This window comes from Microbulbifer sp. (genome assembly GCF_051659245.1).
Lineage (GTDB): Bacteria > Pseudomonadota > Gammaproteobacteria > Pseudomonadales > Cellvibrionaceae > Microbulbifer.
The window spans coordinates 1-13,888 of the sequence record NZ_JBOFOC010000182.1 but is presented as its reverse complement, the minus strand read 5'-3'; the positions used below and the strand labels follow the sequence as shown (position 1 = coordinate 13,888).

The window sequence follows — 13,888 nt, the reverse complement described above, 5'->3', positions numbered from 1 at the left end:
CCAGCCCTCTAAGAACCGTACGTGCGGGTTTCCCCGCATACGGCTCAAGTCCCTCTAGGGCTCGCTGAACCCGGCGGTTTGACTCGTTATCAACAAATTTGCGCTCCACATTACGCCGCCAGTCGGTATCTGGCAAGATAGGCCCGGTCTGCCCTCCGGTTGGTCCGCTCCTGTTGCCAGCGCTTGCGGAAGTAGCTTCCATAGCCCGGCGCGTATGGGGTAGCCTTTGCCACGATCTTACTGTGGCGCCGGATCGGCAGGTCGCCCGGTTTAAACAGGGTCACCCGGCGGGTGACCCCCGGAGCGGTGCGGGTCTGGCCGGTAAACACTCGCCGGTAGCTGCCGTTTGGCGTACGCTGTGGGCGGGTGTAATGGCCGTAGAGCCAGCGTTCCTGGCGGTTCTTGTGTCGCCGTCGCATCCACCACCACAGCGCCCGGTAGACCAGGGTGTCGATCAGGGCGAAGGTCGCCTTGGATACCCAGGGGCGGTAGTAGTTGAACCCGCCCTATGATACCGCCCTGCGGCGTACCTTCGTCAGTGTGGTAGTAGACCTGTCGATCGATATAGCCGCACTTCGGCCACTGTTGCAACAGCCATTCGTGACTGAGTTGGTCGAAGCAGCCCTTGATGTCCGCATCCAGTACCCGACGCAGGTCCTGCGGGACAGGGCGGTATAGCACTGTTGCAGGGCGTCTGCGGTTGAGCGTTCTCGGGCTTTCAACTCATTCTGCACCGCATCAGTATCGCACTTACCGACGGCGGCCGGCTGTTTCCGCTTTAATAGTCGATCCGCCAACGGCCATTAAACGGCCGGAGTCCATAACGATGCTGGACGTGGGTTCCGTTCATGAGGTTGTATTCGACAAGTACCTCCAACGTCTCATCCTGGTACCCGACCGTCCGGTATTTCAGCGAAGCCACATCCATCTCGACTCCCTCTTCTGTTGGACGGGAGAGCCTTCGCAAGGACTCATCGGTGCCACGCTCCATGCCGAGATGCTCGTAAGCCTTATCCCATTGCCCCAGCTCCCTGGCCACCACAAACTCGAGGAGGACATCCAGCGCCCCGTCCCGTGCAACGGGTTCTTCGCCGTAGGCGATGAAATCATCCTGAATGGAATAGATGGGGTTCTCTTCGGAATAGGTTCGCTGATCGTAAATGACCTGGGTAAGTCTCTCGCGATCCTTGACTGCCTTGGCTCTGGTCAACCGACCGTCGACTATATCGAAATAGGCACCCGGTCGCAGCTGCCCTTGCATACAGACTCTTTGTGCGTACACAACTCTCTTTTTGTTGCCTGAACGGGGATGCTCGTAATCCCAGCGCCCCAGCTTGTCGACCAATGCACCTTCCGAGGGAAGTAGAGAATCAATCATCGGTATTCTTAGGGTCTGCAACAGCTCTCCCTTGATCGCGTTGTCCAGGTATCCCTCGATACGGTCGTAGTAAATCGTGGTCGTCCAGCTTCCTGTATCAGCATCTTCCAGTGCCAGATGAGCGAAACGGTGCTTGTCGTCGTCACCCACTGTCTGGACGAAAGGTCCCTTGAAGTGGACGAGGTATGCAGTATCGAGATCCTGACGCGACACCAACACCGGGTGTCCCACCTGGCAGATAACCTTGTAAATATTATTACCTCGCAACGTCATCGGATCGGCTGCCATATCCACATCATTGAGCCATTCAAGAGATGGTGGTGTGGCGGCTTGCGATACCGTTCTGTCAACATCTGCGCCCCCTGGTTCGGGTACATATAACGAAGTCGCCAACATGTATCCTGCTATTGCAAGGACACCGAGTATGATCACTCCAACTACCTTCTTCATAGCTAACGCCAATGTAATTTGCCGGGTGAAGCGCAGCGTAATGAGATCAAATTGGTATTTTTATTAGCCATACCTAAAACATTGTGTTGTTGTTCTTTGAGCTATCTGGAATTGCTTGAATTACATCCCAATGCTCAGTTATTTTGTTATTCTCGACTCTAAATATATCAACAATTGCTCCGCCATTTGGTGCAGGCCAGCCGTAGTTTTTTACATGCAATACGACCAAGTCGCCTTCTGCCACCACGCGAACGATTTCGCCAGTGGGCGGGGCACCCTTTTCTCTTGGAGGAAAACTTTTAATTAGTTGGCGAAGGGCTTCCTTTCCATCTCCTAAATTCGGGTTGTGTTGTATATATACTTCGCCAATGTATTTATCAATAGCCTCAGATTTTCCATAAAACAATACCTCAGTATAAAAATCAACCACCAACTTCTTATTGGATTCTAAAGTGCTCGATTCTGCCGTTGCAAAATTACTTATAAAGATTAAAGCTACCGCTATCAATGAAAATTTCATAAGAATTCTATTCTGTAATTATTGGGTAACCTTACCATCTGCGGCGGCCGTAACGTTTGGCGCGAAGCGTGTTGTGAAGGACGACCGTCAGCATGGCCTGGTTATGCTATCGAACTTCGAATATATATAGTTTCTTGGGCTTACCTTCAATTGGAACCCAAACCTCCTTTACTCCTTTGAAATCCAGTACCAAATTGGCCTCATCAAGAATTCTTTGGCCTTGAGTGAGGCCATCCCAGTATACACCACCGCAAACAAAATAATTTGGCGCTTCTTTTTCAGGAATATTTATAGAGAATTCACCACTATCTGGCTTCCTGATATTTACTTCATGTTCTCTGAAAATCGCGGCCGAAACAAAATTTTCCCCTTTAATACTTACAATCTTAGGAAGCTCAATCTCTCTCTGTTCTTGGGATGCACAACCACTAACAATCAAAAACATTGCGGCTAAAAATACGTGCTTCATGATTTTTCCTACTTGAGCATAATATTTATATAGTGGCCTCCAAGGCCACTTTTCCCCAGGCCGATATCTCTTGGTGGAATTTCGCACAGAATGCCCGCAAAGCCCCATTGGGTCAAGGCTGTAGGGGATTCTTGTATGGTTCCCGCTTTTGACAAGGTGATCACCGTGCCTCCTATCTCATTTTCAGAGGGGAAGTGTAACCACTTGTTTCTATTCTGATTTCTGGCAATTGCGGATTCTGCGCGGAGATATCGGTCTCGGTGATCATTTTTCCGTTGGCTCTCGTACCACGACGATTTATACCCATGTGGTCGGCACTCACGAACGGGGTGTAACAGGCGCGCTGGATGGCTTGGGATTTGGTTAATGAACCGGCACTACGGACCGGTACGGACAGTGGCGTTAGGAAGGCGAGGGTGGCGGGATCGGAATGGCGCCTGCTCCACCGCCGCCGCTTGGAAGCGCACCGGATTTGCGTCCATGCTGGTGTGATCGAGCATGCGGCCCTTCCCCGCAGAGGAGGTGATCTGGTGTTCCATCCCGAAAATACCAAACCGGCTTCGCTATCGTGTCTCGCATTTCTGTGCCTGCTGGCGCTTGCCGCCTGTGGCCCTGGGGAGGAAGACGGCCCGGTTGCGAGCGGAAGGCAATCTTCCCGCGACAGCGCCTGGTCGCCGCCCGCGGCATCGCAGATCCGCGGTGAGGAGGTGGCGGTGCTCACGCCGCCGCCGCAGGTGCCGCCGCCTATAAAGCGGGATTACCCGACCAGGTTGATCGTCCATCTCGAGGTCCAGGAAAAGATCATGCGGCTGGCAGATGGCGTCGACTACACCTTCTGGACTTTCGGCGGCACTGTGCCCGGCAGTTTTATCCGCGCGCGGCGCGGCGATGTGATCGAATTCCTCCTGGCCAACCGCACCGACAGCAGGATGCCGCACAATATCGACCTGCACGCGGTCACCGGCCCGGGCGGCGGCGCGGCGGCGTCCCTGACGCCGCCGGGCATGGAGAGCGTGTTCAGCTTCCAGGCCCTGAATCCCGGTCTCTACATCTACCACTGCGCGACAGCCCCGGTGGGGATGCATATCGCCAACGGCATGTACGGGCTGATCCTGGTAGAGCCGGAGGGCGGCCTGCCGCCGGTCGACCGGGAGTATTACGTGGTGCAGGGGGAGTTCTATACCAAGGGGAAGCACGGCGAGCGCGGCCTGCAGCCCTTCGATATGGAAAAGGCGCTCCGGGAGCAGCCGGAGTATGTGGTTTTCAACGGCTCGGTGGGGGCTCTCAGCGGTGACAATGCACTGAGGGCGAACAAGGGCGAGACGATTCGTCTCTACGTGGGCAACGGCGGCCCCAGTCTCGCGAGTTCCTTTCACGTGATCGGTGAGATTTTTGACACAGTAATGATCGAGGGTGGAACCACAGCCAATCACAATGTGCAGACCACGCTGATACCCGCGGGCGGGGCGGTGATCGTGGAGTTCAGGGTGGAAGTGCCGGGCGAATTCCTGCTGGTGGACCATTCCATCTTCCGTGCCTTCAACAAGGGCGCCCTGGGCAAGGTAGTGGTAGAGGGCGAGGAGGACGAAACCCTCTTCTCAGGGCCGCGGCGGCAGAGGGTCTACTTGGCCGAGGGGGCGGCAGTTCAATCCATACCGGAAGAGAAGGCGCCCGAACCGGTCGGGGCGCAGAGCCGGGAAGAGCGCATTGCCCGCGGCGAGCGCATCTACCAGAGCGCCTGCGCCGCCTGCCATATGCCGGATGGCCGCGGTGTGGCCCGCACCTTTCCACCGCTGGCTGCTTCGGACTACCTGAACGCGGATGTGGAGCGGGCTATCCGTGCTGTCGGCGAGGGACTGCAGGGCGAGATCCTGGTCAACGGCGAAACCTACAACAATGTGATGCCGCGCCTGAACCTGGCCGCCGAGGAAATCGCCAATGTGCTGACCTTCGTCTACAGCCGCTGGGACAACAGCGGGGTGGAGGTAACGCCGGACAAGGTGGAGGCAGTGTTAGAGAAATAAATGCGGATTGGCGCACCCTGGGACAAATCGGCAGGAGAGCCTTCGGCTCGCAAGCGGAGCTGGAGCCTTCAGCGCTGAAAGATAAACCGCTCCGCGCTCCCGGGTTATCTGCTCGACCAGTGCACGTGAACGATCTTCCACTCACCGCCGCTGCGTTTGAGCACCAGGGTTTCCATGCTCTGCAGGTCCAGGGCCTTTCCCTTGTAATCGCCTTTCAGGCGTGAGCGCCCGTAGGCGAAGGCCAGGTCTCCGGCCTCCCGTACTTGCAGTTCCTGCTGGGAAACGTCCATCTGTTTCAGGAAGGCGATATCCGCCGGCAGGTGGTGGCCGGCGTATTCCTGTGCCGAGCGTTCCACCGAACCTCCTTCAAAAATAACCACTGCGTCCGACAGTACACTCAGTACGGCATTCTCGTCGCCTTCGCGTAACGCGCGGTGGAATTCCTGTACGGTTTTCCCCGCACCGGTTTTCATGCCGGAAAACATCGCCGGGTCTTTTTCTGCGTGGGGTTTGTCGCCGTGGGCGGTGGCGGCGAGAGGAATTGCGCCCAGTAAAACTGAAAATCCCGAAGCGCAGAGAACCTTGAATAGTTTTTGCATTGTATTTTTCCTGGTCAGTGATGGTGGCCGGGGGCCTCTTCGTCGCGCGCGGTGAGTATCTGGTACTGCTGTGGCGTCAACTCCGGCAGTTTTTGCAGAAAGGCCACCATGGCCCAGATACGCTGGTCGTCGTGGGTGGGGCCCCAGGCGGGCATGCCGGAGGCCTTGATACCGTGCTTGATTGCCCAGAACTGGCGGCGGGGATCGCCGGTGCGTTCGGTGAGATCGGGCGGCGCCGGGTAGAGGCCGACAGTGAAATCGCTCTCGTCTTTGCCCGGTTTCAAATGGCAGCCAGAGCACATCTCGTGGTAATCCGGGCCGCCTTTGATCAGCAGTTCCGGGTCGTCCAGGGTCGGTGCCTGTATATCCTTCGATGCGCGCTCGATGGATTGGTCGCGCAGGGTTTCCAGTGCCCAGTTGGTAAACGCGGTGTGTGGCGCGTCAGCACCGACCGGGTAAGTGCCGGAGTAGATGAAGGCCACGAAGCCGAGGCAGAGGACAATCGCGGTGAGCAGGAGGGTTTTTATCGCCGTCATTGTCGGCTCCGTTATTTTTCTGTTTCGGGCTTTTCTTCCGGGTGCAGCTGTTTCATGCATTTCTTGATCAGTGCCTGGGTGACCGGGTCCTGTTTGTCCATTTTTTCCATATCCATGTCTTTGAGTGCGGCGCACTGGGGTTTTTCTGCCTTGTCTTTGTGCTGGCTTGGATCGTGGGCCTGGGCGGAAATGGCAAAGGTCAGGGTTGTGAGGGTGATAGCGAACAAGGGAATTTTCATTTTGGTTTCTCCTAAGAGTTTATTGTTGGTTGTGTAGGAGCGGCCGCTGGCCGCGATCGATCTTGCCGGTCGGCAGAGTCTGATCGCGGCCATGGGCCGCTCCTACAAGGGTGCGTCGGTCAAGTCCGTCAAAACCAGGCGCGCAGGCCGATGACCCAGGTGGTTTCGCTGACGCTTTCTCCGTCTGCGCGCGCGAAGCTGGCCGCTTCGCCGAATTTCTTCTCGTAGTGTACGCCAATATAGGGCGCGAACTGACGGGTGATTTCGTAGCGCAGGCGCAGGCCGGCTTCCATGTCCGAGAGGCCGGAACCGGTGTTGGTGGCCGGATCATTCTGGCCGTAGAAATCGAGTTCAATTTCCGGGCTCAAAATCAATCGCTGGGTAAACAGCATTTCGTACTCGGCCTCGAAGCGCATGGCGCTGTCGCCGCCCTCGCCGATAAACAGCGCCGCGTCCACTTCAAAAAAGTAGGGCGCCAGACCCTGCAAGCCGATGGCCGCCCAAGTGCGGCTGGGGCCGTCCTCCAGCCTGAAGTCGTGGCGCAGGCCCATCTGCAGGTCCCAGAAGGGTGCCACCGCGCGGCTGTACAGTGCTTGTAGTTCGGCGTTCTCGGCTTCGCCGTCCTCCCGTTCCCACTCGCCCTTGAGCCACAGCTTGTCCCGGTTGCCGCCGAACCAGAGATGGCCTTTCAGCGCATCGCTGTCCTCTTCGCGCAGCTCCAACTGGTCCAGCATAACCATGGTAAACAGCCGTTCGTGGCTGTCCGGTTTGCCGTTTTCCATGGGTTTCTCTGCCTGGGTGCCGTTATAGTCGCTCTGCGCACTGGCCTGTGCCGCGACCATCGCTGCCAGCAAAACAATTTTTTTCATTGCTTTCATCTCCTCAGACCACGCGCACTTCGCGGAACATGCCGGGCATGTGGTACAGCAGGTGGCAGTGGTAGGCCCAGCGGCCGTAGGCGTCCGCGGTCACCAGGTAGCTGATCTTGGCCCCCGGCTGCACCAGCACCGTGTGCTTGCGCGGAATGCGATTCCCATCCCCGGTCTCCAGTTCGCTCCACATGCCGTGCAGGTGGATGGGGTGGGTCATCATGGTGTCGTTGACCAGGGTGATGCGAATCCGCTCGCCGTACTTGAGCATCAGCGGTTCGGCATCGTCGAACTGGATGCCGTCCATGGACCAGATATAGCGGTGCATATTGCCGGTGAGATGCAGCTGCAGTTCCCGTTCCGGTTCGCGCTTGTCGATGGTCGGAGTGAGGTTGCGCAGATCGCCGTAGTTGAGGACCCGGCGGCCATAGCGCTGCTTGTGATCGCGAAGCCCTATGCCTGGATCGTGCAGGCCATCCATGGGTTGTTCCGCGCGCATGTCCACGGTGTAGGCGAACTCGCTGGGCAAGTGCACTATGGGTTTGTTGCTGCCGTGGCCGGCACGGCCCAGGTTTTCCGTGAACCACACCCCCTGCATACCGCCAAGATTGCCGCGGCCGCCGTGCAGGCTGTAGTCGGCGGGCCCCACCTGGTGCTGGCTGTGGTCCATATTGTCCATGCCGTTATGCTGGCTGTGAGCCATGCCGCCCATATCGCCCATCTGGTGTTGGCTATGGTCCATGCCGCCGTGCATTTCCCCGGAGTCTGCGGCGGGCCCGTGGCCCGCATGCGGAGCTGGAGCTCCGCGCTCCCGGGGGGAACCGTGGTTCCCGTGTCCCATCCCCATGTCGCGGTGCGTGAGTACCGGTGCATAGTCCATCGCGGGCACCTCCGCGTGCAGGCCCAATTCCGGGGTGAGGGTGCCGCGGGCGAAGCCGGTGCGATCGATACCCTGTGCGAACAGCGTGTAGGCGCGGTCGTCCGCGGGCTCGACGATCACATCGTAGGTTTCGGCCACGCCGATGCGGAATTCGTCCACGGTGACCGGCTCGACATTCTGGCCGTCGGCAGCCACCACGGTCATCTTCAGGCCTGGGATGCGCACATCGAAGATGGTCATGGCGGCGGCGTTGATAAAGCGCAGGCGCACCTTCTCACCGCGTTTGAACAGCGCGGTCCAGTTGTCGTCCGGAGTCTGGCCGTTCATCAGATAGGTGTAGGTGTAGCCGGTGACGTCGGAGATGTCGGTATCGGACATGCGCATCCGGTTCCACATTCCGCGCTCGCGGAAAGTGCGTGCCACGCCCTTTTCGCGGATATCGCTCCACAGGTCGCCCACGGTGCGCCGGCGGAAGTTGTAGTAGTGGCTCTCCTTTTTCAGGTGGCCGTAGATATCCAGCGGCGATTCGTCGCTCCAGTCGGACAGCAGTACGACGTATTCGCGGTCGTAGGCCACCGGGTCCGGCTCCGCCGGGTCGATCACGATGGCGCCGTAGAGACCGGTCTGTTCCTGGAAGCCGGAGTGGCTGTGGTACCAGAAGGTGCCGCTCTGCTGGACTTCGAACTGGTAGTGATAGGTCTCCCCCGGCTGGATACCGTTAAAGCTGAGGCCGGGTACACCGTCCATATTGGTGGGCAGGATAATGCCATGCCAGTGGATGGAGCTGTCGTGGGCCAGGTGGTTGGTGACATTCAGGGTGACCTTCTGTCCTTCTTTCCAGCGCAGGATCGGCGCCGGCAAGCTGCCGTTGACCGTGGTGGCCTGCCGCTCGCGGCCGGTGAAATTCACCCTGGTGTAGCCGATGTCCAGATCGAAGTGGTTGCCGCGCAGTGTCTGCACCGCCTGGCGGGGCCCCGATTGCTGGGAAGCGGCGCGCAGGCCGCCCGGCAGCGACAGTAGGGCCGCGCTCGCAGCGGCGCCCATAACAAAAGTACGCCGGGACAGTTGTGGTAATTGGATTCTGCCGTTGTTCGGTTTCTTCACTTTTTCTGACCTCAGAACTGTTCTGCGGCGGTGGTGATCTCGGCGTAGATTTCCCGGCTGCCGTTCCGGTTGAGCTGCCATACCTGGTAGGGGGTGAATTTGTCTTCGTACTCCATGCCCGGGCTGCCCAGGGGCATGGCCGGCACCGCGAGGCCGCGGGCGCCGGCGGGTGGGTTCTGCAGGAAGCGGCGGACCAGTTTTGCCGGGACATGCCCTTCGAAAACATAGCCGTCGCTGGTCACACTGGTATGGCAGGACTGGAATTGGGGTTCTATACCGTGACGGTTTTTCACTGCGCCCAGGTCGTCCACATCACGGGCGGTGACGGCGAAGCCGAGGTCTTCGGCGTGCTTTACCCAGAGCTTGCAGCAGCCGCAGGTGGCGCTTTTGTAGGTGGTCAGTTCGACAGCGGCAGCGTTGTCGGCGGAGTTGTCTTCAGCGCAGGCGGAGAGTGCCAGCAGGGTTAGGCCGCCCAGGTAGGCGGCGAACAGTTTGCGGTTCATGGAATGGCCTCATTTCGGGTCATTGGACAGGCGCAGCCGCTTTCCGGCGCGCGGGGATCAGGAAACAAAGAAAAGGTGCCAGCGACGGGCGCACCAACCCCGTATCAGGGGTGGATGGGTGGGCGAATGGCCGTTTCGGGCTCGGGGGAGGAATTGATTTCCGCGTAAGCGGTGGCCGGGGTGTTGCGCAACGGCGCTGTGGCCTGGAAGTCGCCGGCGGGCAGGGCGCCGACGCAGTGGCCGGGGCAGCAGCCGCAGGTCTGGTCGCAGTCCGTGTTCTCACCGACCGCAGTGGTCTCAGTGCAGTGATCTGCCCCGGCAGCTTTGTCGCAATGCATGTCGCGGCCTGTGTCGTGCATAGACCCGGCCGGGGTTTGCCCCTCCCCGTGGCTATCCATTTCGGCACAGGGTGCTGCCAGCGCCTGGCCACAGAGGACCAGCAACAGGAGCAGCAGCACTGATTTTGCCGTAAGGATGCGCATGTAGCCGAAACCGTTCGGGGCAATAGAATGCGGAAAGGTTAGGGGCAGCCTCCGGCGATTGCAAGCTTGGCGACGTAGGGCAGGTGTTCTCGACCCGCACCTCCTGCCACCCCTGTGGCCCTTTCGCAATTCCCGTGACCATTCCCTATAAATGTCCTACAAGTGGCTGGCTATACTTCCTTGGGCGGGTTGTTCTGTCAGGGAGCCGTATTGGTGAAATCGCCGCGGCGGCGTCAGAGGGAGCGGCCACTCGCTGAGGCACCGTTCGACTTTACTTCCGACTCCGGAGACGAATATGAATCGCAAAGTGACCCCGGCCGCGCTGGCGCTTGCCTTCAGTACCGCGGTAACCCTGGCGGCTTCCCCGGCGCTGGCGGCCGGTGACAAGGACAAAGGCGACAAGGAGAAGTGCTACGGCGTGGCCCAGGCCGGCAAGAACGACTGTGCCGACGGCCCCGGCACCACCTGCGCGGGCTCCTCCAAGAGAGACTACCAGGGCAATACCTGGAAGTATGTGCCCAAGGGCACCTGCAAGGAAATCCCATCGCCCAGCTCCCCCACCGGCAAGGGCCAGTTGCAGCCGTTCCAGGAGAAGGGCTGATCACCGATGATTGCGGACGAAAACCCCGGCCTGCCAGTGGCGGCCGGTGTCGGTCTCAAGCCGGAGCACTTCCGCCAGGTGCTCGAGACAGCGCCGCCGCTGGGATTCTTTGAAATCCACGCGGAAAACTACCTGGTGGCGGGCGGCCCTATGCACCACTACCTGGAGCGGGTGTGCGCGCGATACCCGCTGTCGGTGCACGGCGTGGGCCTGTCTATCGGCGGCGACGAGCCCCTGGACCGCAGGCACCTGCAGGCCCTGCGCGCGCTGCTCGACCGCTACCGGCCGGCGGTCTTTTCCGAGCACCTGGCCTGGTCCTCTCACGGCGGCACCTTTTTCAATGACCTGCTGCCGCTGCCCTACACCCGGCGCACCCTGGAGCGCCTGTGCGAGCATATCGAACAGGTGCAGGAGGCGCTCGGCCGGCGGATTCTGCTGGAGAACCCCTCCACTTATGTGGAGTTCTCCGGGTCCAGCTACAGCGAGGCGGAGTTTATCGGCGAACTGGTAAAGCGCAGCGGCTGCGGCCTGCTGCTGGATGTAAACAACGCCTATATCTCCTGCACCAATCACGGCCGTGACCTGGAGGCGTTTCTCTCCGCATTGCCGCTGGACGCGGTGGGCGAGATTCACCTGGCCGGGTTTTACCGCGACCGCGACAGCCTGGGCGCCCCGCTGCTGATCGACAGTCACGGCAGCGCCGTGGACCGGGCGGTGTGGCGGGCCTACGAATCGGTGCTGGAGCGGACCGGCCCGCTACCCACCTTGATCGAGTGGGACAACGATATTCCGCCATTCGAGACCCTGTGCACGGAGGCGGTGCGGGCGCAGGGTTATCTGAGCGCCTGTGCGGTGCGGGAGGCCTGACCGTGGAAGAGCATTGGGCCGCCGCACTGCTGGACCCGGAAGCGCCGACGCCCCCGGACCTGACCAGTTGGAACGGCTCCGACCCGGGGCAGCGCTTCGCCGTCTACCGCAACAACGTCGTGGTGTCGCTGGTGGAATCCCTGGCGCAGACTTTCCCGGTCACCTGCGAACTAGTGGGCGAGGAATTCTTCCGCGCCATGGGCCGCGAGTTCGTGCGTGCGCGGCCGCCGCGCTCGACGCTGCTGGCGCGCTACGGCGAGGGATTCGCGGAATTCGTGGACAGTTTTCCGCCCGCCGCCAGCGTCCCCTACCTGGCGGATATGGCGCGCCTGGAAATGCACTGCCTGGTCGCACTGCACGCCGCCGACGCCGACCCGGCGGCGCCCCAGGTGTTGGAGGCGGCGTTGCGGGAACCGGAGTGCCTGCCCGCGTTGCGTCTGGGGCTGCACCCGTCGCTGCACTGCCTGCGCTCGGAATTCGCAGTCTTTTCCCTGTGGGATGCGCATCGGGGCGAACTGGATATCTCCCAGGTGGACCCCGTTGCCGCCGAGTGCGGCTGGATACTGCGCAGCGGCCTGGAAGTGCGGCTGTTGCCCATGTGCGCGGGGGACTGCGATTTTGTCGAGGCACTCGCCCGCGGCGACTCCTTTGGCGAGGCGGCGGAAGCCGCCGGGGGGGATCGCGAATTCGATCTGGGCCGCTGTCTGGAGGCGCTGTTGCGGTGGGGGATGGTGACTTCAGTGAACTGTGATCCGGTGTAGGGTGCGCCGCGCGCACCGCTCGGCATTGCGGCGCGCATGGCGCACCCTACTGCCGGTGACCATGACGGTTAACTTGCGATGAAAAAACTGATTGAGTGGTGCGAGCGGATTCCGCACAGTTTTATCGCCCTGCTGGGGCGCTTCTCCATCTCCGCGGTCTTTTGGTTGTCCGGACAGACCAAGGTGACGGGGCTCAACATCGACATCGTGCACGGCGTGTTCAAACTGGGCTGGCCAAGACTCTCCGATTCGGCGGTGGACCTGTTCCGCAACGAATACCAGCTGCCGCTGATTCCACCGGAGACCGCGGCGGTGATGGCCGCCACCGCCGAACATATCTTCCCGATAATGTTGCTGTTCGGCCTGGGTACGCGTTTCGCCGCGCTGGCGCTATTGATAATGACCGCGGTGATCGAGATTTTTGTATACCCGGACGCCTACCCCACCCACGGAGTCTGGGCCGCCGTATTGCTCTACCTGATGGCGCGGGGAGCGGGCGTCATCTCCCTGGACCACTGGTTTTTCGGGCGTAAATGAGAGCAGGGAATTCAATTTCCATCAATTGCGGTGGGAGAGGTGATCCTCAGACTGCTTCCCAATAAAACCCGCCTCGCAAAGAAGCATTTCATCTAAGCATTCGCGTAACACCATCTTAGGCTCGACAGCAGAGGTGGGACCTATGCGCGAGAAAAGGCAATACTCCCTGTTTCTGTCCGGCCTGGTGCTGTGTTTTTTCACCCTGACACCGCTCCCGGCCGATGCCAAATCTGCCAGCTGGTTCGATGACCAGGCTGCCGCCAGCGCACCCGGTTCCCCTTCGATACGGGTCGACCTGAGTGAGCAGCGGGCCTATTTCTACAAGGGGAATGAGCTGGTGGGAGTATCGCGAGTCTCTTCCGGCAGGTCCGGTTACCGCACACCCAGAGGCCACTTCCGGGTGCGAGGGAAGAAGCGGCGTCACCGCTCCACCCTTTACGGCAGCTATGTGGACAAGGACACCCACCAGGTGGTGCGCTCCGACGTGGACACCAGGCGCCACCGCCGCCCGCCGGGCACCTACTACCGGGGCGCCAAAATGAACTACTTTATCCGTTTCAACGGCGGCATCGGCTTCCACGCCTCCGGCGACGTACCCGGCCACCCCGCCTCCCACGGCTGTGTGCGTATGCCACCGGAGATGGCGACCAAGTTCTTCCGGCATGCGCCGGTGGGGACGCCGGTGGTGGTCACGCGATGAAAACAGCCCGGAGGATGGGCACGCCGCTGCGCGCCTTTGCCCGTCCTCTGCTTATCATTTACGCTGGCAAACGATGTAGACGTGTAGTTCCGGATACTGATCGTACTCCAAATGCCTGCACACGGAGCCAGCTTCCGCGACGAGTTGCAAGGTTCGTGGAATCCCTATAGTACTGTGGTACATCGGTGGGCCCATATGAGAATTTGTCGTCTCTGAAGGTTCTTCGCTATTTCCGACGTCTTGTGGGTCCATGGCGGTCCAAACTTGATATGGGTACTTGTTGACTCCATTCTCTGCTCTTCTAGCAGTAACTGCTCACCCCTGTAGGAGCGGGCCATGCCCCCGAACAGAACCCGATCGCGGGCCTGG

16 protein-coding genes and 1 pseudogene are annotated in these 13,888 nt (G+C 60.0%); 6 read left to right on the top strand and 11 right to left on the bottom strand.

Going from position 1 to position 13,888, the window contains the following annotated elements; genetic code table 11:
* Window positions 1-110: 110 nt before the first annotated feature.
* From ACRC0P_RS17135 to ACRC0P_RS17120, 4 genes and pseudogenes are all read right to left on the bottom strand, one after another.
* Window positions 111-488 (bottom strand): annotated as a pseudogene (locus ACRC0P_RS17135) (hypothetical protein); the annotation flags it as partial.
* A 290-nt stretch (window positions 489-778) separates the two neighbouring features.
* On the bottom strand, window positions 779-1,828 hold the full coding sequence (locus ACRC0P_RS17130; protein ID WP_438632515.1) for a hypothetical protein: 1,050 nt from the start codon (window positions 1,826-1,828) through the stop codon (window positions 779-781).
* A 73-nt stretch (window positions 1,829-1,901) separates the two neighbouring features.
* A complete protein-coding gene (locus tag ACRC0P_RS17125) occupies window positions 1,902-2,348 on the bottom strand; it encodes a nuclear transport factor 2 family protein (RefSeq protein WP_438632514.1) in 447 nt (148 codons plus the stop codon).
* 106 nt (window positions 2,349-2,454) lie between these two features.
* Entirely contained in the window at window positions 2,455-2,817 is a 363-nt protein-coding gene (locus ACRC0P_RS17120) for a hypothetical protein (protein ID WP_438632513.1), read from the bottom strand.
* 530 nt (window positions 2,818-3,347) lie between these two features.
* Between ACRC0P_RS17120 and nirK the strand changes: the two genes are divergently transcribed.
* Window positions 3,348-4,841 (top strand): copper-containing nitrite reductase, encoded by a 1,494-nt coding sequence (gene nirK, locus ACRC0P_RS17115; RefSeq protein ID WP_438632512.1) that lies wholly within the window; start codon window positions 3,348-3,350, stop codon window positions 4,839-4,841.
* Window positions 4,842-4,945: 104 nt separating this feature from the next.
* Here nirK and ACRC0P_RS17110 read toward each other — a convergent pair whose 3' ends face one another.
* The 7 genes from ACRC0P_RS17110 to ACRC0P_RS17080 all read right to left on the bottom strand — a co-directional run bounded on the left by ACRC0P_RS17110 (window position 4,946) and on the right by ACRC0P_RS17080 (window position 10,029).
* Complete coding sequence (locus ACRC0P_RS17110; protein ID WP_438632511.1) at window positions 4,946-5,440, bottom strand: YybH family protein; 495 nt, start codon at window positions 5,438-5,440, stop codon at window positions 4,946-4,948.
* A gap of 14 nt (window positions 5,441-5,454) precedes the next feature.
* A complete protein-coding gene (locus ACRC0P_RS17105) occupies window positions 5,455-5,976 on the bottom strand; it encodes a c-type cytochrome (protein ID WP_438632510.1) in 522 nt (173 codons plus the stop codon).
* Between the two features lie 11 nt (window positions 5,977-5,987).
* On the bottom strand, window positions 5,988-6,308 hold the full coding sequence (locus ACRC0P_RS17100; protein WP_438632509.1) for a hypothetical protein: 321 nt from the start codon (window positions 6,306-6,308) through the stop codon (window positions 5,988-5,990).
* Window positions 6,309-6,343: 35 nt separating this feature from the next.
* The gene (locus ACRC0P_RS17095; RefSeq protein ID WP_438632508.1) at window positions 6,344-7,084 is read right to left on the bottom strand and encodes a copper resistance protein B; all 741 of its coding nucleotides are present in this window, start codon (window positions 7,082-7,084) and stop codon (window positions 6,344-6,346) included.
* A 13-nt stretch (window positions 7,085-7,097) separates the two neighbouring features.
* Entirely contained in the window at window positions 7,098-9,008 is a 1,911-nt protein-coding gene (locus tag ACRC0P_RS17090; protein WP_438632549.1) for a copper resistance system multicopper oxidase, read from the bottom strand.
* 71 nt (window positions 9,009-9,079) lie between these two features.
* Window positions 9,080-9,571, bottom strand: coding sequence for a DUF411 domain-containing protein (locus ACRC0P_RS17085; protein WP_438632507.1), 492 nt, complete (start codon window positions 9,569-9,571; stop codon window positions 9,080-9,082).
* 104 nt (window positions 9,572-9,675) lie between these two features.
* Window positions 9,676-10,029, bottom strand: coding sequence for a hypothetical protein (locus ACRC0P_RS17080; protein ID WP_438632506.1), 354 nt, complete (start codon window positions 10,027-10,029; stop codon window positions 9,676-9,678).
* A gap of 319 nt (window positions 10,030-10,348) precedes the next feature.
* Between ACRC0P_RS17080 and ACRC0P_RS17075 the strand changes: the two genes are divergently transcribed.
* From ACRC0P_RS17075 to ACRC0P_RS17055, 5 genes are all read left to right on the top strand, one after another.
* Window positions 10,349-10,654 carry a BufA1 family periplasmic bufferin-type metallophore gene (locus ACRC0P_RS17075; RefSeq protein ID WP_438632505.1) on the top strand — a complete coding sequence of 102 codons (306 nt, stop codon included), beginning with the start codon at window positions 10,349-10,351 and terminating at the stop codon, window positions 10,652-10,654.
* A 6-nt stretch (window positions 10,655-10,660) separates the two neighbouring features.
* On the top strand, window positions 10,661-11,521 hold the full coding sequence (gene bufB / locus ACRC0P_RS17070) for an MNIO family bufferin maturase (RefSeq protein WP_438632504.1): 861 nt from the start codon (window positions 10,661-10,663) through the stop codon (window positions 11,519-11,521).
* A 2-nt stretch (window positions 11,522-11,523) separates the two neighbouring features.
* Window positions 11,524-12,282, top strand: a complete 759-nt coding sequence (locus ACRC0P_RS17065) for an HvfC/BufC family peptide modification chaperone (RefSeq protein ID WP_438632503.1) — start codon at window positions 11,524-11,526, stop codon at window positions 12,280-12,282.
* A gap of 78 nt (window positions 12,283-12,360) precedes the next feature.
* Window positions 12,361-12,819: a DoxX family protein gene (locus tag ACRC0P_RS17060; RefSeq protein ID WP_438632502.1), complete on the top strand. Its 459-nt coding sequence runs from the start codon at window positions 12,361-12,363 to the stop codon at window positions 12,817-12,819.
* A gap of 142 nt (window positions 12,820-12,961) precedes the next feature.
* Window positions 12,962-13,519, top strand: coding sequence for a L,D-transpeptidase (locus tag ACRC0P_RS17055; protein ID WP_438632501.1), 558 nt, complete (start codon window positions 12,962-12,964; stop codon window positions 13,517-13,519).
* Window positions 13,520-13,888 lie beyond the last annotated feature (369 nt).